Origin of the sequence: Pedobacter jamesrossensis, from assembly GCF_042650905.1 — a bacterium.
In the GTDB taxonomy this organism is placed as follows: Bacteria; Bacteroidota; Bacteroidia; order Sphingobacteriales; family Sphingobacteriaceae; genus Pedobacter; species Pedobacter jamesrossensis.
Window position 1 is genome coordinate 1 of record NZ_JBHSBY010000034.1, and the last position, 23,705, is coordinate 23,705.

Here is a 23,705-nt window from a genome sequence, read left to right on the forward strand (position 1 = left end):
AGATCCATCCAAGGGCTCTCTAGTAACTAAAAGACTCAAGGCTGGATGGGACAATCAGTATCTATTGCAAGTGTTTAACCAAATTTAAGTGCGTTGACCCTGGATGCTAAATGAACATTAACGCCTAAAACGAAGTTTTAGTTTGCCATTTATTCAGTATCTAAAACTGTAGATTTTTAGTGATTGGTACGAAATTTAGTAAAGCGACGTTAATAAATCAATACTAAACCTAAAAAATACCTGGATGAAAAAACAAATTACGATTCTTAGTCTCCTTTTTATAGCAACTGCAACATTATTTTCATGCAAAAAGGATACAACATCTTTAAAAGCCAGAATAATTGGCAAGTGGACTGTAAATAAAATTGTAGTAAGTGGAAATTCAGATGCATCACTTAACGGAACTTTTAATTATACAATTAATGATTATTTAGATTTCAAGGCGAATGATGATGACCAGGTTGAATTAAGTTTAACCAATCAGCGAACAATTGGTAGCTATGTTATTTCCCTTGGAAATGATTTTAATATGGTTTTTCCAGAGGGCACCTCATACTGTACCGTTTCTACATTATCGGGTTCACAGCTTCAGTTTACTGCTAAAATCGATAAAACGAATATCATTAAAGTTTATACCTTAACGAGATAAAAATATTAATCCCCGATTATTTGCTTGCGCCATTGGTTGTGATATCAATGGCGCATTTTTTTGAGTGCTTTTTCTTCATGAGATCTGTATTTCCTTAGCAAAATATTAAAAATTAATCTGTTTTTTTAAGCCCCTTAATTTCCGTAATTTTGCCCCTTTAAAAATTTAAAACTTGCAATGGATTACCAATTCAAAGAAATAGAACAAAAGTGGCAGAAATTTTGGGCAGATAATCAAACCTTTAAAGCCGAAACTGATTCTACAAAACCAAAATATTATGTTTTAGATATGTTCCCTTATCCATCGGGAGCAGGTTTACACGTTGGTCACCCACTGGGTTACATTGCATCAGATATTTTTTCGAGATACAAACGCCTTAAAGGCTTCAACGTATTGCATCCAATGGGTTACGATTCTTTCGGATTACCTGCAGAGCAATATGCTATACAAACCGGTCAACACCCGGCCATTACCACCGAGGCAAACATTGCAACTTACCGTCGCCAGCTAGACCAAATTGGTTTTTCTTTCGATTGGAGTCGTGAAGTTCGAACCAGCGAGCCATCTTATTACAAATGGACGCAGTGGATTTTTATGCAATTGTTCAATTCTTGGTACAACATCGAAAACGATAAGGCAGAAGATATTTCTACTTTAATTGAAAAATTCAATGCATCAGGCTCTGCCGATGTAAAAGCTGTTTGTGATGAAGATACCACAGAATTTTTGCCAAGCGATTGGGCAACCTTTACCGAAGAAGAAAAGCAAGAAGAATTATTAAAATATCGCTTAACTTACTTAAGAGAAAGTACTGTAAACTGGTGCCCGGCTTTGGGTACAGTTTTGGCCAACGATGAAGTTAAAGACGGTTTTTCTGAACGTGGAGGTTTTCCTGTTGAGCAAAAGAAAATGATGCAGTGGAGCATGAGAATTACCGCTTATGCCGATAGACTTTTGCAAGGTTTAGATACCATCGATTGGCCTGAACCAATAAAAGAAATGCAACGCAACTGGATTGGAAAGAGTGTTGGTGCGAGTGTGAAGTTTCCTTTAAGCCTCACCCCAGTCCTCTCCTTCGAGGAGGGTCGGGGTGAGGCTTGTATAGAAGTTTTCACCACCCGGGTAGATACCATTTTTGGTGTTTCATACCTAGTTTTAGCACCAGAGCATGAATGGGTTGCTGAATTGACTACGCCTGAACAAAAAGAAGAAGTTGAGAATTACATCGCTCAAACTAAAAAGAAATCGGAATTAGACCGCATGGCGGATACTAAAACTGTTTCGGGTGCTTTTACTGGTTCTTACGTAATTAATCCGGTAAATGACGAGCGTGTTCCTTTGTGGATTGCAGATTACGTACTTGCCGGTTACGGCACCGGTGCGGTAATGGGCGTTCCAAGTGGCGACCAACGCGACTGGTTGTTTGCAACGCATTTCAACTTACCAATTATTCAAATTTTAGATGGTCAGAAAGATATTGATGTTCAAGCCGATAATACCAAAGAAGGAAAATATATTAACTCTGGTTTCATTAATGGCTTAACTTATAAAGAATCAGTTCCATTTTTAAACAACTGGTTAGAAGAAAATAAAGTTGGTAAAGCGAAGGTTAATTTCCGTCAGCGTGATGCGATTTTCGGTCGCCAGCGTTACTGGGGAGAACCAATTCCTGTTTACTTTAAAGAAGGTTTACCATACCTGGTAAAAGAAGAGGAATTACCTTTAATCTTACCAGAAATTGATAAATATTTACCAACTGAAACCGGTGAGCCACCATTAGCAAGAGCCGAGAACTGGACACCAAAAGATGGTGATCATTACGAATTAAGCACCATGCCGGGTTGGGCTGGCAGTAGCTGGTATTGGTACCGTTATATGGATGCAAATAATAGTAACGATTTAGCATCAAAAGAAGCCATTGAATACTGGCAAGCTGTAGATTTATACATTGGAGGTTCTGAACACGCAACTGGTCACTTATTATACAGCCGTTTCTGGAACAAGTTTTTGAAAGATTTGGGATATACCAAAGAAGAAGAGCCTTTCAAAAAATTGATTAACCAGGGGATGATTCAGGGTAGAAGTAATTTCGTCTATCGTATTAATGATGAAAACGGAAAGCCAACTAATATTTATGTTTCTTCTGGATTAAGAAAGGAATACAAAACTTCTGCTTTACACGTTGATGTGAATATTGTAGAAAACGATGTACTTGATTTAAACAAATTCAAGGCATGGAGAGAAGAATATGCAAATGCAGAATTTATTCTTGAAGGTGGAAAATACATCTGCGGTGTTGAAGTAGAAAAAATGTCGAAATCAAAATTCAACGTGGTTAATCCCGATGATTTGATTGAGCGTTACGGCGCCGATACTTTGCGTATGTACGAAATGTTTTTAGGCCCGCTGGAGCAAAGTAAACCTTGGAATACCAATGGCATTGAAGGTGTGTTTAAGTTCTTGCGTAAATTCTGGAGATTATTCCACAATGATGCTTGGGAGTTTACCGTTTCTGATGCAGAGCCAATTAAAGCAGAATTAAAAACCTTACATAAAATCATTAAGAAAGTGCAAGATGATATTGAGCGTTTCTCGTTTAATACTTCTGTTTCCAGTTTCATGATTGCAGTTAATGAGTTAACTGATTTGAAATGTAATAAACGCAGTATTTTGCAAGATATGGTAATCATTCTTTCACCTTATGCACCACACATCTGCGAGGAACTTTGGATTCAATTAGGTAATGCGCCTGGAACTTTATCTAACACCCAGTTTCCGGTTTTTAATCCAGAGCACTTGGTAGAAGACGAATTTGCTTACCCGGTTTCTATTAATGGTAAAATGAAGATGAACTTGAATTTGAGCTTAACTCTGGCGCAACCAGAAGTGGAGGCTATTTTGTTAGCTGATGAGCAATTCATAAAATACTTAGACAGTAAAGCCCCTAAGAAAATCATTTTCGTAAAAGGAAAGATTATTAATGTGGTGGTTTAAGAAGCGAATGCTTACTTACTAAAGCAGAAAGTTTTCTGCATAGTTTTATAAAACAGAAGCCCTGAGTTATTGTGACTCGGGGCTTCTGTTTTTGTACTGTCGATATTGCGAAGCCGATTTTTCATGGGCTGAAACAATCTATTTCAATATTATCATTTGAAGGGAGTTGTTTCGTAGCTTGCAATGACTGCCATTTATGGGATTTACTTAAAAAGCTTCCTATACTTCATTGCCGTGGTGTTTCAGCCGACGGATTAAAAAACAAAACCACGAGCTGTATTACACAACTCGTGGTTTATATTTTAGGTTTTCGCTTTAGTCTTTCGGCTTTTGTCTTTCAGCTATTAAGCCTTCAACCTTCCAGCCCTCAGCCTTTACGAGGCTTTCCTTCTATTACCACCGAACTTTCTTTGTCCGCTAGCGTTACGAGGTTTGCCGCTCATGTTGCCATCGCCTCCACCACTTCTGCTGCCGCCGCCCCTATTACCACCACCGCCTTTCGATTGTGCCTGAGGTTTACGTTTAACCTGATTTTTAGCCATCATACTTTCCCAACTTAATGGATAAGGGTGGTCATCAACAACAGGTAGAGTAATTTTAATCAATTTCTGAATATCCAATAAGTATTCATTTTCTTCCGCATCGCAGAACGAAATTGCAATACCATTTGCACCAGCACGACCAGTACGGCCAATTCTGTGTACATAAGATTCTGGAATATTAGGTAATTCAAAATTGAAAACGTGAGATAATTGGTCGATATCAATACCACGGGCAGCAATATCAGTAGCTACTAAAACACGTATTTTTCTATCTTTAAAATCAGTTAAAGCACGTTGACGGGCATTTTGCGATTTATTCCCGTGAATAGCAGCCGATTTAACTCCAGCGTGTGCTAAATCCTTCACAATTCTATCAGCGCCATGTTTAGTACGTGTGAAAACTAAAGCAGTTTCAATTTTTTTATCATCCAAAAGGTGAATTAACAACTTCTTTTTATCAGGTTTATCAACAAAATAAACCGATTGAACAATGGTTTCAGCAGTTGAAGAAATTGGCGTAACCTCAACTTTCGTTGGGTTTGATAAAATCGTATTGGCTAACTTCTGTATTTCATCAGGCATGGTGGCCGAGAAAAACAATGTTTGGCGTTTAGCTGGTAACTTAGCAACCACTTTTTTTACATCGTGGATAAAGCCCATATCCAACATTCTATCTGCTTCATCTAAAACGAAAAGCTCGATTGTGCTTAGGCTGATAAAACCTTGGTTCATTAAGTCTAATAAACGACCGGGAGTAGCCACTAAAATATCAACACCTTTTCTTAAAGCTTCTACTTGCGAGTGTTGGTTAACACCCCCAAAAATTACCAACCGGCGTAAATTTAAATTACTTCCATAGGCTTTAAAACTTTCTTCAATTTGAATGGCAAGCTCGCGTGTTGGTGTTAAAACCAAGGCCTTAATGTTTTTTGTAGCCTTAGTGTTAATGTGTTTTTCGTGCAATAACTGCAACATCGGGATTGCAAAAGCAGCAGTTTTACCTGTTCCTGTTTGTGCACAGCCTAATAAATCTTTTCCTTTTAATATTGTTGGTATGGATTGCTCCTGTATAGGTGTAGGTTGTGTATAACCTTCTTTCTCAAGTGCCTTTAAAATTGGCTCAATGAGGTTTAATTCTTTGAATAACATGTATTTTTATCTGTAATATTTATCGAAGAAGCTAGAACAATCAATTGTTGAAGGACTAACTTGCGGAGAGAATATGCCATTCAGAATGGCAAGCCCATATTCCTGCTTCGGCGGCAAAGATACAAATTTATTATGGAAATGATAGGTTTTGAAAATTATTGAATTTAGAATGACTTGATGATATGAAAATTCAATCCTTATTTTTCCTCTTTAAACCTGCTGAAAAACAATAACGCTATTACACAAAGCGAAAAGCCAACTATACCATTTAATCGTAAACCGTAATCATTTCCTGGGTCTTTTCCATAGATGGTTAGCATAGCGAAAACAGCAATGCCTATAGTTTGCCCAAGCTTTACAAATAAATATTTAACGGCGAAGAACATTCCTTCGTGATTTTCGCCACTTTCCTGAGTATCTTTTTGAGCAATATCTGCCAGAATTGCGTTAGGTAATATGCCTAATGCGGCTAAGGGGAAGGATGCAAAAGCAACTAAAATATACATTTGGTTTGCAGGTGCGAATGGTAATTTTCCTAAAAAGAAAATAGTAACAAAAATTAAACTCAGAATGCCAAATGCAAATAGAACAAGATTTTTCTTTCCAAATTTTTTCGAACCATAGTTTATAAATGGATAAAATAACAGCGAAAGGAAAACCATAATTCCCATGAATTTACCGCCATCAGAGTCTGGTAAACCGAGTAAAACCGTTACAAAGTATAATAACCCGCTCGACATAATACTTAAGGCGGTGTAATATGTAAAATCAGAAATTAAATAATATTTGAAGTTTGCGTTTCTAAAAGTGCTTTTTATGGCTGGCAAAAGTGGTATATGCGATGGCGTGCTTTGAACATATTCCCGCTCATTAATAAAAACGATAGGTAAAACCATTACCAAGCCAGAGAAAGCACTTAAAGAAATAATAGTGTATTGTAAAGCTTCAAAACGGTTCGTAATATGAAATCCACTTTGAATTAAATCTGCGAAATTATTAATCAATGCGCCAAGAATCATTCCCAGTACAAAGCCAACTTGTTGTAATGTAGATAGTTTTACTTTTTCTTCGGCAGTATGCGTTAGTTCGGCTAGTAAAGCGTTATATGGAATAATATAGGTGGTAACCGCAATGAAAAAACCAGCCAAAACGAACGTTAACCACCATGCATTATTTACACTTTCTCCCTTTACCCAAGGATGAAAAACTAAACAACAGAAAATTACCGCAGGTAAAATTGCCCACTTCATTATTGGAAATCTTCTGCCTTTTGGGTTTGTACTTCTATCACTAACTGAAGCAATAAATGGGTCGTAAATGGCATCAATGAGTCGGCCCGATGCAGCAATAATAGATAAAAGATTAAAAGCACCGAATAATAGTAATTGAGGAACCAAAGGTGATAAGCCAGAATTGTTTGGAGGTAAATAGAAATAAGGCAGCATTACAATTATAATATTTGTCATAATACTCCAGCCCATCATTCCGGCCGCATAAGCAATTTTTTGTTTCCCTGAGAGTGCTTTATCCATTAACTAATTATAATTCTTTAGGTAAAGCAAGTTCCTATTTTTTATTGGTTAAATCGGCCCTGCTTTACATTTTATTTCGCTGCGCTCCATGCACATTCCAATCAGGTTTGTTTTAATAGCATTTTGCTGCTATTTAAGTGCAAAATGCTAATGTAAAAACAATTATTACCAAGCTACAGATTACAAAAATAATCTTTTAAATCTTGCGGTTTTAAGTTATTTGTGCTGCTCTTCGTTAATTAAACCAGGCAGAAGCGGTACTATCGAAAGCGATAAGCACAACAATTGCTTTTCAAATAAAATAATTATTTCCTGTTAAACAACCTATTGATAAAATAGACTGCCAAAAAGCCAATAAAAATATACAGCCCGTTAAGCGCTGCATTTGGGTCATCAGCATAAATACTAAAAGCTACAAAAGTATAGGCAGCAATAAATATGATTGGCAGAATAGGGTATAGTGGAACAGTGTATATGGTTTTTTTATCCAGATGTGCGGTACGTTTCCTGAGTATAAAAATTGTTGCTGCCGAGCTTGCCATGCTAATACTTTCTAAAAAAATTGTATAATTTAAAATCTTGTCGAAGGTTTTTGCGTAAAAAATGATTACTACCGTAATTAGTGTGAAAATAGTTAAGCTTAAGGTAATTACCTCTGTTTTTTTATTTATTTTACTAAAAATTTTGGGTAGAGCACCTTCTTCGCCCATAGCAAACATTGCCCTAGGGTTGCTTAGTAAGTTAACATTTACATAGCCCATTACCGAAACGAAAATGATTACCGATAGTAGTTTAAAACCAGCCGGGCCGAAGATTTTGGATGCTAAAATGGCAGCTATACTTTCTGCCGTTTTTAATTCTTCGAAACCTATAACTTTTACATAAACGTAATTAAGTACTAAATAAAGGATAATAATTATGGTTAAACCTATAATAATAGAACGCGGAATTACTTTTTTAGCTTCCTTAACTTCGCCACCGAAATTTATGGTTTGTGCGTAGCCTGCATAGGAGAAGGAAACTGCAATAAGACATAAACCTAATGCTTTTCCGTAATCAGACCAGGTAGGTAAAGCACCATTTGCCGTTTTAAAAACCGGACTGATGGTTTCAGTATTTCCAACGAAAAAGATAGCACAGATTAACATCAGTATTAATGCAATTTTAATTATAGTTAATACATTCTGTGTTTTTGCACTGGCTTTTAAACCCAATAAATTAATTAAGTAGAAAACTAAAATTGTGGTTATTGCAATAGCAACACGATAAAAATCAGTTTGCATATCAGCGGGTAAAATTATTTTACCCAAATATTCTGCACCAATAATAGAAATTGCCGCAACAGATGCGGCGCTCGAAATAATAACAATACAGTTAATTGCAAATGCGATAGATGGATGATAAGCTGCAGAGAAAATTTTATAATAGCCGCCAGTTACTGGATATCTGGATCCAATTTCCGCATAAGTTAGCGCACCACAAAAAGCAACAAAGCCACCGATAAACCATGCCAGATAAAACAATTCGGGTATTTGGGCTTTTGCAGCAACGTTAACAGGCGTACGAAAAATACCCATACCGATTACCAAACTAACCACAATCATGGATAAATCGAAGAGCGAAAGTTGCTTTTTTTGCTGCATTAATTTGCTGTTTAATTGAAAGAACGAAGATACGAATGATTATACTGTTTGAGGTAAGATGGAAAGACGTAAGATGGGAAATGGATATGGAAAAGAAAAAAAGGAACTTAAGGGAATGGCGGTTCCCCAATCTTACCTCTTATATTATTCATTGCTCATATCCTTTTTGTTGAAATTTTCATTTGCTAGCCTCAAAGAATAAATCTATTATTGTATAATATTTTGCTAATCGAGATTTGGGAAAATAAATAAGAATAAAAAAACTAAATTTCGATATCAAATCATCCCTAAATATTTGTCATGTTGAATGTTAAAGCTTGTTCCGAACATCCCTCGGTATGGCTGCTTTATGTTAAGCAAGGTTCAATCAACCTGATAAAAAACAACAAAACTTATGGCAGAAGTAATTTATAACGACGACAGTATTCGCTCATTAGATTGGAAAGAACACATTAGACTACGCCCCGGTATGTACATCGGTAAGCTTGGTGATGGCTCTGCGCAAGACGATGGAATTTATGTTTTGTTGAAGGAAATTGTAGATAACTCAATTGATGAGTTTGTGATGGGCACAGGAAAAACCATCGAGATTACAGTTTCTGAGCAGAAGGTAAATATTCGTGATTATGGTAGAGGTATTCCTTTAGGTAAAGTTATAGATTGTGTAAGCAAAATAAATACCGGTGGTAAATATGATAGTAATGCCTTCCAAAAATCTGTCGGATTGAATGGTGTAGGTACAAAGGCTGTTAACGCTTTATCTGCAAATTTTGTTGTTCAATCATATCGTGACGGAAAAACGAAAAAGGTAGAGTTTTCTAAAGGGGAAATCGTAAATGAGCAACCTATAATTGATACGACACAACGTAACGGTACGGCAATCACTTTTTATCCTGATGAAAGTATTTTTAGAAATTACCATTACATTCCTGATTTTGTAGAGAGCATGGTTTGGAATTACGTGTTTTTAAATACTGGGTTAACTGTAAATTTTAATAATCAAAAATATTTTTCGGAAAGAGGTCTTTACGATTTGCTTTCTAAATTTAATAAGCCAGAAGAAATTCGTTATCCGATTATCCACATGATTGGTAACGATATCGAAATTGCAATGACTCATGGTCAGCAATATGGCGAAGATTACCATTCTTTCGTTAACGGGCAACATACTACACAAGGTGGAACACACCAAGCTGCATTTCGTGCTGCTGTAGTAAAAACTGTTCGGGAGTTTTTTAAGAAAGAATTTGATGCGTCTGATGTTCGTTCTTCAATCATTGCAGCAATTTCTGTTCGAGTGCAGGAGCCAGTTTTCGAATCACAAACAAAAACTAAATTAGGTTCTCAGAACATGGGGCCCGAAGGGCCGTCAGTTGCTACATTCATCAATGATTTTGTTAAAAAAGAATTAGACGATTACCTGCACAAAAATCCTGATGTTGCCGATGCACTTTTAAAAAGAATTAATCAATCAGAACGCGAACGTAAAGACATTGCTGGTATTAAGAAACTAGCTAATGATAGAGCTAAAAAAGCATCTTTACATAACAAAAAACTTCGCGATTGTAAAGTTCATTTTAACACCACACACGAAAAACGTTACGAAACCACTTTGTTTATTACCGAAGGCGATTCTGCATCGGGCTCTATTACAAAATCTCGTGATGTGGACTGTCAGGCTGTTTTTAGTTTAAAAGGCAAACCGCTTAATTGTTACGAGTTAACCAAAAAAGTTGTTTACGAAAACGAAGAGTTTAACCTATTACAACATGCTTTAAATATTGAAGATGGCTTAGAAGGTTTGCATTACAACAATATTGTAATTGCTACAGATGCGGATGTAGATGGTATGCACATTAGATTGTTGATGATGACTTTCTTCCTTCAGTTTTTTCCTGATTTAGTAAAAGCAGGACATGTTTACATTTTACAAACCCCTTTGTTTAGGGTTCGAAATAAAAAAGAAACCATTTATTGTTATAGTGATGAAGAGCGCCGAAATGCAATCGAAAAATTAGGTAATAAACCGGAAATTACTCGTTTTAAAGGGTTAGGAGAAATCTCGCCTGATGAGTTTGGTTTGTTTATTGGAAAAGATATTAGGCTAGACCCTGTTATTTTGAAAGATCAAACCATAAAAAGTTTGCTTGAATACTATATGGGTAAAAATACACCCGATAGACAGCAACATATCATCAGAAACCTGCGTGTAGAGAAAGACGAAGCGGTAGAAGAACCTAAAATTATTGATGATGTAGCATAAATTTAGCGTTGATTTAATTGCAGAATTAAGTTAACCCATTGGAAACCCTCTAAAAGTTCAAGAGCTAAATATCTATTAGTCGTATTTTTAATCTTATTAATTTTCGGAATAAAAACAGGGTTATTCGTTAATTTCTCTAAAATATCTCTTTTAAAATCAGTAAATAAAGTTGTTCAGGTTCAGAACGATTTTACAAAATTAGATAGCTGTATTTTTAAGCTATACAATGCCGAAATAGCTGTAGAATGTTTATTGTTAGTGGATAGCGTAATTATTATAATCGGTTTGTCATCGAGACAAAGAGGTTTCTTTAATCATGGATACCCTTAAAAACCAAAACCAGAATGAAAAGGGATTATAGAAAGAATCGTTTGACGATCTTATAAGACAGAAAAGTTAAGAATATCTCGATTAATCTTATTAAGGTTGTCTGATAGTTTAATTAATTTTTTAATTCAGGTAGATAAAGATGTCGAAAAGATAAATCTGAAAAGTAAATTATTTACCACAAGGCAGTTTAAAAGGCATAATAAAAGTTGATACAATCAAGCCGTGGAATAGAGTTGACTAGAAAGATAAAAATAGTGAAAATTCTATAAAAAGAATATCCATATACTTGGCGTAATGGCGAATGTAATGCAAGCTAGCAAAAAAAATACCTAGAATCAGGAATGAATGAGCTAGTTCTAAAACCATTTCTTGAAAAAGAAACTTTTAGAAAAAATGATTAAAGCATTAAGATAAAATAGCAATTCTGACAGTAAATGCTTCTAATCTTTGGGTGCATTAACAGTATCTTCAGGGTGTTGAGGTGGTAATATATCAACCTTTTTCTCTACAATTGTTATTTTAGTAAATACAGCATATTTACTTGGCTCAATTCCACCATCATATTTCTCTGCATAAGCTTGTGTAAACTCTGCCCCGAAATATAATATTATAGAAGTGTAATATATCCACAGTAGAATAACAATAATGGAGCCTGCTGCTCCAAATGCAGAAACAGTGCTTCCTTTTTCAATGTAAATGCCGATTAAATATTTGCCTAAACTAAACAATAACGCTGTAAAAAGTGCGCCAATAATTGCAGATTTCCACTTAATTTTAACATCTGGAAGCACTTTAAAGATCACTGTAAAAACAGCAGTTACTGCTGCAATTGTAATAACGTTGTTTAAAATGTAGATAAGCAAAGCCATGGTGTCGTTTGCAACAGGAATCACGTCTTCTATTTCGCTTTGAGAAATTATAGAAACCAACTTATCGCCTAAACCTACAACAACACTGTTTATAACTAAAGATACCAATAACAAAAAGCCCATTGATACAATAAGCGAAAACGATAATAATCTATTGGTAAGCATTTTTAGCCAACCTTTTTTTGGTATGGCTTTTACTTTCCAAATCATATTTATACTATCCTGAATTTCAATAAAAATGGCCGTTGATCCGATTACTAATGTGCCAATACCAATTATTAAACCAAGGGTAGATTGACCAGTTTTGTTAGCGTGTTCTACAAACCCCTGTATTTGTGCTGCAGCATCTTTTCCTACCAACTCTGTAATCTCGGTAAAAAACTTATCTCTGGTTTTCATTCTTTCCCCAAAGAATAGAGTTGCGGCAGATAAGACTATTATGATAAGTGGGGTTAGCGAAAAAATAGTATAATAGGCCAATGCGGCACTTAATTTCATTACTCTATCTTCGGCAAATCCTTTACCAGCTGCAATAAAAAGATGGTAAAGAGCAATAAAGAATTTTTTAATCTTAAGAATTAGTTTCATCTACAATTTTAAAATGGATACCCAATGCCAATATTAAAGATTAAATTTTCCCTTCTCCAATCTTTATTACCAAAAGAGATACTGTCGAAAACCCAACGCTGTCCTTCCGGCAAATAAGGTTTTCTTACAGGAAATGCAACATCAAGGCGTACTACAAATATAGTAGCATCTACACGTAAACCAGCACCTGTGCCCACTGCAAGTTCATTTAAAGTGTTTTTAAGCTTGAAACCTGAGCCTGGTCTTCCAAAATTATTCGTTCCAGGTACACCGATATCTTCTTTTCTCAACCAGATATTTCCAGCATCAACAAAAAGAGCTCCATATAGAACGCTTACAATTTTAAATCTAAGTTCTGAATTTAACATCAATTTAATATCTCCACCCTGGTCTGCAAAAGTGGCATCATCATCAACTTTAAAGGTTCCTGGTCCAAGGGTTCTAGCTGGAAAAGCACGAATATCATTACTTCCGCCAGCGAAAAATTGCCTAACAAAAGGTAAGGAAGAGCTGTTTCCGTACGCGTAACCATAGCCTAAGTTTAGTCTGTTTGCCCAAATTAGATTTTTATTAATTTTATAGTAATCTCTTAAATCAGCTTCAAATCTGATAAATTGTGTAAGTGGTGTACTGAATAAAGTTTTTTGTCCATCATCATTTGTAGGAGTAAATAAGCCCCAAACATTACCACCGGTTTCAATTCCGCCAAAGAAATATGTATTATTTCTACGGTTTTCTTCCATTTGGTTAGTGTAAGTGAAATTGTAATTGCTACCTATTATAAACTGATTTTCTAATGTAGCTTTTAGCAATGGGTTTGCCTCGTATAAACTATCTCTTACATCGGTGGAGGTTTTTAAACCATTTGCTTTGAATCCTGTAGAGATATAGCTTACAGAAATCGGATTAAAATTATGCTCTTTATATAAGTTTTCCTTAAAGTTGTACCCGAATTGTCCTTTATAGGCACGAAGCGTATATTCAGAACCGCGACTTAGCATTTGGTAAGACAATGAGGCAATCGTTTTAGGAATAAAAGCATTTGTGCTATTTGGTTTGTAGAAAGGCACAATAAAACGCGGGAATGTTATTTTGCCTTCAGCTGTTAATGAAAGCGTATTTTTACCCACAGAAGTACCTCTGGTTTGGGTTTCAAAACCTCCACTAACACTAATATCCAACTGCTCGGCTCCTCTAAATAAATTTCTTGTGGTTTGGGTAACTTTAACCTCAGAACCAACGAAATTATTTGATTTACTCGTTCCCGTTACTGAAAAGGTAAGGGAATTCTTTTTTAGCGGAGTTAAATATATGTTGAGATCTAGTTCATTGTTTTTAAAACTATCAATCGGTAGAAATTCTGCTCTAACATCCTGAAATGCGCCTATGTTAACCATTCGGTTTAACGACTGGTTATGATCTTTACGGTTATATAATTCATCTTTCTGAAAGAAAACCAATCTATCAAACAAACGCGGTTTAAATGTATTTCGGTCATCGTAAATATTAAAATCATTGTAAACCAAAGGTTTAGAAGCTCTTAAAGCACTGTCTCTTCTAAGAGAATAACTTGGGTAAATATTGATTTTTTTAATGCGATAAGGCTTCAAGCCTGCATCGGGAGCGATGTCTTTTACCTTTACGGTTATGTTTACAAGATTTTTTCCAATCGTACTATCCACCTGCATAATCAAATAATCAGGACTGAAATAGAAGTACCCATTTTCTTTAAGGTCGTTATCAATTCTGATTCGTTCGTTTTTATAAACATCTAAGTCATAAAAATTTCCAACTTTCAAAAGCGTTTTATCTTTATTCTGGTTGATGATTTTTGTCATCGTTCCTGTATCTGCAGGGAAAGTAATTTTATTTATTTTATACCTGTCGCCAGTATTTGCGGTGTAGATAGCTTTTCCCTTTTTATCTTTTATAACCGTATCCCCAGTAACAATTGCCTGCAAGTAGCCTTCGCTAATTAGGTAACTTGTTAAAACATCATTGTTATACTTTAATTTAACTTCGCTCATTAGAACTGGTGGTTCGCCTTGCTTTCTTAACCAATTTCTAATGCCTTTTGGTTTTTTCGGTTCTCCTGCTAAATTATAAATACCGAGTTTATACTTTATACCTAAAATAGACTTGTTAGGTCGGGGTCTTGTTTTGGCTTCCAGGTCGCTTTTTACTTGTTTCTCATCAGCAATTCTTCCGGTAGAATCAGGATTAATTTTGACCTCGGCTCCAGTGTATAATGATTGTCCGGGTTTTAAGGATTTCGTAGTACTGCAACCAGCCCAAACTAAGCAGGCCAGTATAAATAACGTTGGTCTAGTTAGTTGTTTCATTTTGCGCTTTCTGTTCAATGGTTCTTATTTTTCTGATTCTTTTCTTTTGGAATATTTCTCTGAATTTATTGTAATCTACGACTAAGGTAAAGCCCAAACCTGTTTCGATGATTTGACCTTGAACAATAACGTCATTTTGATTACGTCTGTATGCTCTTAAACGGTATCTGCCATCAGCAGAAAGTGCATATTCTACGTTTACATTTCCAGCAATATTTGTCGATTTTTCGCCTGGCGCCTGCGGGCCTTCTAAAGCGAACGAGCTTCCAACAGTAACGGTTAGCCTATCATTTAATAACTTTTTAGATAAACCAACTTCAAGGTCTGTTTTTTGTTGCATTGAGCCCGTAGAGTAATCTTCTGATGAATTTACCCCGAAATTTAAATCTACACCCTGAATTAAATCTGATGTAAGATTGTTTAGTTGTTCTGTTAACAGTTTACTTACGCTTGAGCGTGCCAAGGTAGAAACGCCACCACCACCGACTGCTAAGCTTTGGAATGGATTATTCGCGATAAACCTGTTTAGCGCTAGTAAAGCAAAAACTTGTTTATTAAGCTCGCTTTCATCTCTATTTACGTTATTTAGTTTAGCACGAATATCATTGTATAACGGGCCACCTTCGTTCGATGGTAGATCCAATTTAAAAGAGATAATAGGTTTTAACAATTCACCTTTCATCATTAAATAAACCTGAAAAGGTAATTTGGTTTTTGCTGTATTATCTTCTGGTGTATTTAATAAATCTATTGGTGCGGCATTAACTTCGTATAAGGCAGTTAAATTTACATTTGCAGAGGTTGGTTCACCTGTCCAAATAATGGTACTTCCTTTAACCAATCTAAATTCTTTTTTACCCAAAGGACCAACAGATAAATTATAAGATCCATCAACAATTTCGTAGCGACCGGTTAAACTAATTTTACCACTCGGGTCTATAGTTGCATTTAAGTTTGCATCGCCTTTTACATTTAAAGCATCGCCGTTAGAAGGATCTACAACTACATTTAGTTCGGCTTCAGGGTCTACGCTAACATTTGCAACCAGATTAATTCCTTTAATGGGTGATCTACTTATGCTATCCACTTTTAAAGCCCTTTGCCCGTTAAATGGTGGCGCATCGGCGTCAATAAACTGCACAATACCTTCCTGGTCAATTATTGAAGGGTCGGTTGCTGGCAAAGCAAAAAAGAATTTGGTACCCTTGTTCACCTTTAAATCCATGTTTACATCGGGCTGATTTAGATTGCCCCGAATCTTAATATTACTGGTTAAGAAAACGGTACCGTAAATCAATTCATTGTCGGCAGCAGTAGAATTTAAAGCCCTAAAGTTATAGGTACGGATGTCTAAACCAAATTTGTAATTCTTGAAATCGCTTGTTAAAACTTTTCCATTAATTGTGGCTTTCTGATTTAGTGAATCAAGGATAGTAAAGTTATTAAAGCTAATTCCCTCGTTAGTGAAAGAGATTTTTTCATTTTGCATCCTTATGTAAGAATTTACATAAGCCACATTGATTCCGGCATTATTAAAGGTTAAATCTCCAAGTATTTTCGGAGCAGTTAGGGCACCTTTAACACTTAGTGAACCAGTTAAAGTTCCTGTGCCATTTTTTAATTGGCCTTGAGATAAACTTTCGATATTTTTCATTTCGATTTTATCTATGTTAACCGTTAAATCTAATGCACTTTGTGGAGCCGTATAATAAAATCCATTAGCCCTTAATTCGTGAACACCGCTTAATGCAACATTTACTTCGAACGCGTTTTCGGTGTTATTATTAACCGCAAGGCGTAAGGTTCCAAGCTGATCTTTTTGATAACGTAGTTGATCGATGGTTAGGTTTGCTTCAAACTTTGGTGTCGATGCCAAATCCTTTACATTAGCAGTTCCATTTAAACGTCCTCCCACCAATGTGGTGTCAGTTTCTGCAAATTTTGTAAGTGTTTCTAATTGGAAATCTTTAAACTCTACCGATAAAGGTGCATTTGGTTGCGTTGGGTTGCTGTTTATAGATAGAGATTGACCGCTATTGCTGATTTGAAACTGGTTAACTAATATTCCTGATGCTCCAAACTGAATGTAATTATCTTGCGAAACCACCCATTTTTGGTAATCTAATAACAGTTTTTGCGGGTCTAATGTGAATTTGAAATCTTTATTTATCGATTGGAAATTTCCACCGATTACATATTTATCTTTCCGTTGTCTATCACGAAGGAAAATATTAACACCCAATAAATTGTTTGCTGCATCGCCGCTAATTTCTGTATTAAATAAAGCAACCGAAGGGCTTTGTAAAGCTTTTACTGTTAAGCCATAGGCTAATTTATTGTTATCGTTATTAATATTGAGGACAGTTGTATCTACTTTAAAATCACCATAAACAATTTGTGGGAAATTACCTTTGATTTGTAAGCTGTCTTTCTGTGTATCTATTAAGCCGTAAAATTGAGAAGACTTGAAAACAGTTAATTCTGGAACAAACTGTTTTAAAAGTTTTGAATCGTAAACCTGTACAAAGAAACGCAGGCGTTGGTCTGGTACTTTTGTAATCTCTCCAAATGCATAATATTTATTAATTTCATTTATGATAGCATTACTCACTTTAGTGAGCTGGTATTTTCCATCAATTTTTGCTGATAAAATTTCCGATTTCAATGTCAGTTGATTTTCGGTTTCAGTCGATTTTGCAAAAACTGAAATGGTATCAACACTAATTCTTTGGGCATCTTTAACTACTTGCAAGCCTGTAATATCTACAGTTCCGTTTAAGTAATCGGCGTCGGCTGTTTTCAAATCTACTTTTACTATACCGGCGGCACTTAAAACCGTCGGGCTAAAATTTAAAGCTTGTAGATTAACTTGTTTTAGATTCAAATCGGCTTTAACGGCAGGGTATTTTTCTGCCATATTTACCTTTGCATCTAAAGCAAAATTAGCGTTGCTATCCGGCATGCTACTTTTTAATGAAACGTTTTGATTGGCATAAGTACCGGCAATATTTAAGTTTCTGTAAGTATATTTATTATAAAAAGCGCTCAAAACTTTCGCATTAAATTTTGCATTTATTTTTTTAGGATCGAGGCCCGTTCCTGCAACATTGGCTTTAACCGAGACACGTCCAAGCTTTGGTTGCATTTTTAATAGGCGACCAACATTAAAATTATTCAGGTTGATATCTGCTTTGTAACTTTCTTTTCCTTTTGGGCCTTTCATACCTGCAACTAAAATTGCGCCACCCATATCCGTTTGGATATTCATATTAGTGTTGAAATCAGTCATTGAACCCGTAAACTTTCCTCTTGCATTAATTACATTTGGTAATTCGATGGAAGGTGGCAGCGATTTTTTAGGGACAGCAACTAAGATATCAGCCTTAGTAACGTAAAGCTTTTTAATGTTTAAATCGAGGAAGGTTTTATTAATATCAGGCAAGCCTTTTGCTGTTCCACTAATATCGATTTGGGTATTTTTCAATCCACTGATTTGTAAGCGAGGAATGTTTAAATTATTTAGGTAGCCATTAACTTCTGCATTCAGCTTAATTTTTTCGTTACGGTAATTTGCAGGAATAGCATCACTAAAATAACCTGCATCTTTTAACCCAATGCTTGTATTTTTAAAAGCTAAGTTTAATTTAACTCTTTCAGGATGTTTAGTTAAATCATCCATCGAAGTGAAATTCAATTCTGTAGCATTTTCTATAGTGGTATTTGGCGTTTTTAAAACGAAATCGCTTAGCTTAATTTGCTTATCGTTATAAATTGCATTGCCCTTTAATTCATTTAAAGCAAAACCACTTTTCTCTTTTAATGAACCGTTTTTAACTTTTGCCGTAATTCCAGCGGCACTATAATTAACATCGCTTGCACCGAAAGTTAAGCCTGTAATTTTCATGTGATTAAAATCCATCCCTTTTGATGCAGGTTTTGCACCCAAATTATCAAACTGAACATTATTTTCGGCAAGGCTGATGTTTTTAATAATTAAACCTAAAGGAGATTTTTCTGGAACAACGGTATCTTTGACCTTTTTTAAGTTGTTACTTGGTGCTGGTTTAAAAGCAAAAAGAATATTCGATTTATTTAGCTTTGCATCATCAACGGTATATTTACTATTGGTTAAATCAACTTTTAGATTAACCAAACCTAATTCATTAACATCGGCAATTGCTTTTGTAGTCGAGACTTGGTCATCGTAATTTACCTTTACATTATTAAAAGCAAAGTTTTCAATTTCTATTAATGGGAGTTTGCTAGTTTCCTTCTGACTACTATCTACCGTATTTGTAATGTGCTGTACCAGTTCTACCAAAGGTTTGCGTTGTAGATAAGTTAAAGAAGTATTATTTAAACTTAAATCTCGGATAACGTAATGCTGGTTAGCTAAATCAAAAGTTTTCATTTTTGTTTTAAACGCACCTAAATACACTTTTACGTCGTTTCCGGCAACATCATCACGATAGGTAATTCCTATATCTTCAAAAGAAACTTTATCTACAGAAAATTTTAGGGTAGAAGTGGAGTCCTTATCAATCTTCTCTTCTGGCTTTTTTTCTTCGCTCATAAAAGCATCAACAAGAAAAGAAAAATTAAAAGTCGTATCCGGACTTATACGTTTAACGTTGGCCCGTATATTTTTTAGTTCAATATTATTAACCTCAACAGTATTGTCTAAAAGTTTAAAAAGACTAATATCTACAGCTAATTTTTCAGCATATAATAGGGTATCACCTTTGCGGTCTTCGATATAAAACTTGTTTAATACAACATCTTTGGGCAAAGCTATTTTTATACTTTCTAAACTTACTTCTGTCTTGGTTTTGTTTTTAAGGTAATTAATCGCTTTGCCTTTTACGAAATTTTGAACGGCTGGTATATTTAGAGATAGTGCTAAAGCAACCACCAGTATGATTATGGAGGCAATTACCCACAATAAAATTTTGAGACTTTTGCGTACGTATTTATTCAAAGCTAAGCGTGTTTGGTGTTAACGAAGTGCTAAAAACGTGCCATTAAAATTAATTTAAAGACAGTTTTTTATAATTACTACAAAAAATATCCTAAATTGTTCGCCCGCTATAAAAATTTAACATTGGCGGTTTGATAATCAGTTATAAATGAAATCAATAAATTTAAATATAAGTTTCGAGCAATATAATAGTATTGAAGAACTGAACGAAAAAGACAGAGAACTATGTAAACTTTCTGAACAAGCTTTGACTAGTTCATATTCGCCATATTCTAAATTTAGAGTTGGTACGGCAATTCAACTTGAATCAGGAGAAATTATTTTAGGTAGCAATCAAGAAAATTTAGCTTATCCATCAGGACTTTGTGCTGAACGTGTAGCACTTTTTAGCATTGGCTCTTCAAAACCAGATGCTGTTATAAAAAGTATGGCAATTACTGCGCAAACCGATGCTTTTGAAATTGTACAGCCAGTTACTTCTTGTGGTGGTTGCTTACAGGTTATGGCAGAATTTGAGCGCAAACAGGCAAGCCCAATCGAAGTAATTTTTTATTGCATAGATGGCGAGGTTTTAAAAGTGCCAAGTGTGAAAAGCTTATTGCCATTTGGTTTTGTAGAAGATAGGCTTGGCGCAAAAGCATAATATAGATACAAATCGGTTTGAAATTTCAGTTATTCAATTTTAAATGTGAATAACCAATATTTAACTGTGTTATCCTTTTTATTATATTTACGGCTGCCAATTTCTGTAAATAAATGAGTGAAGAATTAGACCCTAAATTAAACGAAGAACATAAACACACCATAACACCAATTAACGGATTATACGAAAATTGGTTTCTCGATTATGCATCTTATGTAATTCTGGATAGGGCGGTTCCACACATTAACGATGGTTTGAAGCCCGTGCAGCGTCGTATTATGCATTCGCTAAAGGAAATGGACGATGGACGTTTCAATAAAGCGGCGAATGTAATCGGTAATACGATGAAATATCACCCACATGGTGATGCCTCGATTGGCGATGCAATGGTGCAAATTGGTCAGAAAGATTTACTGATTGATATGCAGGGTAACTGGGGCGATCCTGTTACGGGCGATAGCGCAGCAGCACCTCGTTACATTGAAGCCCGTTTATCGAAATTTGCCAATGAAGTTGTCTTCAATCCTGATACTACTCAATGGCAGTTAAGTTACGATGGACGAAATAACGAACCGATAACTTTACCCGTTAAATTCCCTCTGTTATTAGCGCAAGGTGCCGAAGGTATTGCGGTTGGTTTGGCAACCAAAGTTATGCCGCACAACTTTATCGAGTTAATCGATGCTTCAATAGAATCTTTAAAAGGTGTTCGTCCGAATATTTTACCCGATTTCTTTACGGGGGGAATGGCCGATTTCTCGAACTACAACGAAGGACAGCGTGGGGGTAAAATTCGTGTTCGAGCTAAAATTACCGAGAAAGATAAAAAGACTTTAGTTATTACCGAAGTTCCTTTTAGTACGACCACCGGTTCTGTAATCGATAGCATTTTATCTGCCAATGATAAAGGTAAAATCAAAATCAAAAAAATCGAAGATAATACGGCTGCCAATGTAGAAATTGTGGTTCATTTGGCTCCAGGTATTTCACCAGATGTAACTATTGATGCGCTTTATGCTTTTACGGCTTGCGAGGTATCGATTTCCCCAAATACTTGTATAATCAACAACGATAAGCCACACTTTATGAGTGTGAATGATATCTTAATTGAAAATACAAAACACACAAAGTATCTGTTAAAACGAGAGCTGGAGATTCGTCTGCACGAATTGCAGGAAAAGATTTTCTTTAGTTCTTTGCTTAAAATATTTATTCAGGAAGGAATGTATAAAAATCCTGAATATGAAAATTCAACTAATTTTGATAAGGTTGTAGAGGTTTTGCATTTATTGTTTGAGCCATTTAAACCATCGCTTTACCGCGAAATTTTGCCAGAAGATTTCAAGAAATTGATTGACAAGCCAATGAGTAGCATCACACGTTTTGATGTGAAAAAGGCCGATGAGCAAATGAAAAATCTTGAAGATGAAATTAAAGTGGTTAAAAATCACTTAAAGCACCTAACAGATTATGCAATTGCATGGTATCAAAAACTAAAAGATAAATACGGAAAAGGTCGCGAACGTAAAACTGAAATTCGTTTATTTGACCGAGTTGAGGCGTCGAAAGTCGCTTTGGCTAACGTTAAGTTATATATGAATCGTGAAGACGGCTTTATTGGTTCAGGCTTGCGTAAAGATGAGTTTGTAGCTGATTGTTCTGATATTGATGAAATAATTGTTTTCCGCGAAGATGGAAAATGCATCATAACCAAAGTTGCTGATAAAACTTTTGTAGGTAAGGGCATCATCCATGCGCAGGTTTTTAAGAAAGGCGACGAACGTACTATTTATAATATGATTTATAAAGATGGTGCTTCTGGTACTGCTTACATAAAACGTTTCGCGGTTGTGGGCGTTACCCGAGATAAAGAATACGATTTAACCAAAGGCTCTAAAGGCTCAAAAGTTTTATATTTCACCGCTAATCCAAATGGCGAGGCTGAAATTGTAAACGTGTCTTTAAAACCGCATTCTAAACTTCGTAAATTACAGTTCGATCAGGATTTTGCTGAGGTGGCAATTAAAGGTCGGGGTTCTCAAGGGAATATTATTTCGAAATATCCGGTTAAAAAAATCATACTAAAAAGTAAAGGCGTTTCTACCTTATCAGGATTGAAAATTTGGTACGATGATTTGCTTAAACGCTTAAATGTTGATGGACGAGGGAAATACCTTGGAGAATTCGACGGCGATGATAGAATTTTACAAGTTCATAAAGATGGTTATTATGAATTGAGTTCTTTCGAACTTAGTAATCACTTTGATGATGGATTAATATTAATTCAAAAATTTGATGCTGAAAAGGTTTTTGCTGCGGTTCATTTTGATGGGAAAGCGCAGAACTATTTTATTAAAAGATTTGTTTTTGAACTTCAATCAATTGGTAGAAAAACAATATTTATTAGCGAAGAGCAGAAATCTAAACTACTTTATTTAACGGCTAATCCTGCAGCAAAAATTATCATTGATGTTTTAAAAGGTAAAACACAAATTCCTGAAACTTTAGAGTTGATGCTTGCTGAACTGATTGATGTTAAGGGTTTAAAAGCAAACGGAAATCGTTTATCGCCACATGAAGTAAAAAAATTGGTTCTAGAAGAACCTGAGATTGAGGTTGAAGAAACAGAAGAAATTGAAGATGGTGGAAACGAAACTTCTGGTGAAGAAGAAAATTCAGAGGTAGATGAAATAAGTGCTGAAGCTATTGAGGCTGAAAAAGTTGAAGAAATGCCTGCTGAAGAAAAGTCGAAGCCGAAATTTAAAAGTAAAATAGAAACAGAACCAAATGTAGAAAAGGTAGGCGAAGAATCTAAGTCTCAACCTGAAATAGTAGAAGAATCAAAAGTAGAAAAGCCGGATTCTAAGCCAGAAGCTGCAAAAGAAGACGAACCAGAAGCTGAAGAAAAACCTAATACAGAGCAAAAACCAGCTAAAAAAGTCGACTTTGAAATCACCAATCCTAACGATATCGAAATTGATGACAAAGGACAATTAGGTTTGTTTTAATACATACAACTCATCATTGCGAGGCACGAAGCAGTCTTTAAGTGTCTCGCAATTGCAAAAAGTCAAATCAATTTTCCTTACAAAAATTAAAATCTTTCATTTTAAAAACTATATTTGCCTTACTCAAAGGGGTGCTTTTTGAATCTGCAATTTCTGTTGTAGCCAGGAGGCTGAG

The 23,705-nt window shown here is 35.4% G+C and carries 11 protein-coding genes; 5 read left to right on the forward strand and 6 right to left on the reverse strand.

Features of this window, described 5'->3' with window-relative positions; translation table 11 throughout:
* Positions 1-244: 244 nt before the first annotated feature.
* Together ACFOUY_RS06765 and leuS are read left to right on the forward strand one after the other, a co-directional pair.
* A complete protein-coding gene (locus tag ACFOUY_RS06765; protein WP_378959724.1) occupies positions 245-649 on the forward strand; it encodes a lipocalin family protein in 405 nt (134 codons plus the stop codon).
* Between the two features lie 177 nt (positions 650-826).
* Positions 827-3,643 (forward strand): leucine--tRNA ligase, encoded by a 2,817-nt coding sequence (gene leuS, locus ACFOUY_RS06770; protein ID WP_378959725.1) that lies wholly within the window; start codon positions 827-829, stop codon positions 3,641-3,643.
* Positions 3,644-4,017: 374 nt separating this feature from the next.
* On the opposite strand, the gene ACFOUY_RS06775 is transcribed toward leuS, so the two are convergent.
* From ACFOUY_RS06775 to ACFOUY_RS06785, 3 genes are all read right to left on the reverse strand, one after another.
* Complete coding sequence (locus ACFOUY_RS06775; RefSeq protein WP_378959726.1) at positions 4,018-5,334, reverse strand: DEAD/DEAH box helicase; 1,317 nt, start codon at positions 5,332-5,334, stop codon at positions 4,018-4,020.
* Between the two features lie 197 nt (positions 5,335-5,531).
* On the reverse strand, positions 5,532-6,866 hold the full coding sequence (locus tag ACFOUY_RS06780) for an MFS transporter (RefSeq protein ID WP_378959727.1): 1,335 nt from the start codon (positions 6,864-6,866) through the stop codon (positions 5,532-5,534).
* Between the two features lie 305 nt (positions 6,867-7,171).
* On the reverse strand, positions 7,172-8,509 hold the full coding sequence (locus tag ACFOUY_RS06785) for an APC family permease (protein WP_378959728.1): 1,338 nt from the start codon (positions 8,507-8,509) through the stop codon (positions 7,172-7,174).
* 394 nt (positions 8,510-8,903) lie between these two features.
* Here ACFOUY_RS06785 and ACFOUY_RS06790 point away from each other — a divergent pair, with 394 nt between their 5' ends.
* Positions 8,904-10,772 carry a DNA topoisomerase IV subunit B gene (locus tag ACFOUY_RS06790; protein WP_378959729.1) on the forward strand — a complete coding sequence of 623 codons (1,869 nt, stop codon included), beginning with the start codon at positions 8,904-8,906 and terminating at the stop codon, positions 10,770-10,772.
* A gap of 770 nt (positions 10,773-11,542) precedes the next feature.
* Here the strand turns inward: ACFOUY_RS06790 and ACFOUY_RS06795 are convergent.
* From ACFOUY_RS06795 to ACFOUY_RS06805, 3 genes are read right to left on the reverse strand one after another with little or no spacing between them, the layout of a single operon-like run.
* On the reverse strand, positions 11,543-12,559 hold the full coding sequence (locus ACFOUY_RS06795; protein WP_378959730.1) for a YihY/virulence factor BrkB family protein: 1,017 nt from the start codon (positions 12,557-12,559) through the stop codon (positions 11,543-11,545).
* A gap of 8 nt (positions 12,560-12,567) precedes the next feature.
* Positions 12,568-14,901, reverse strand: a complete 2,334-nt coding sequence (tamL, locus tag ACFOUY_RS06800; RefSeq protein WP_378959731.1) for a translocation and assembly module lipoprotein TamL — start codon at positions 14,899-14,901, stop codon at positions 12,568-12,570.
* The gene (locus ACFOUY_RS06805) at positions 14,885-19,879 is read right to left on the reverse strand and encodes a translocation/assembly module TamB domain-containing protein (protein WP_378959732.1); all 4,995 of its coding nucleotides are present in this window, start codon (positions 19,877-19,879) and stop codon (positions 14,885-14,887) included. Before ACFOUY_RS06805 ends, tamL begins: the two co-directional genes overlap by 17 nt.
* A 148-nt stretch (positions 19,880-20,027) precedes the next feature.
* On the opposite strand from ACFOUY_RS06805, the gene ACFOUY_RS06810 reads away from it, so the two are divergent.
* Together ACFOUY_RS06810 and ACFOUY_RS06815 are read left to right on the forward strand one after the other, a co-directional pair.
* Positions 20,028-20,522, forward strand: coding sequence for a cytidine deaminase (locus ACFOUY_RS06810; protein WP_378959733.1), 495 nt, complete (start codon positions 20,028-20,030; stop codon positions 20,520-20,522).
* Positions 20,523-20,635: 113 nt separating this feature from the next.
* The gene (locus ACFOUY_RS06815; RefSeq protein WP_378959734.1) at positions 20,636-23,530 is read left to right on the forward strand and encodes a DNA gyrase/topoisomerase IV subunit A; all 2,895 of its coding nucleotides are present in this window, start codon (positions 20,636-20,638) and stop codon (positions 23,528-23,530) included.
* Positions 23,531-23,705 lie beyond the last annotated feature (175 nt).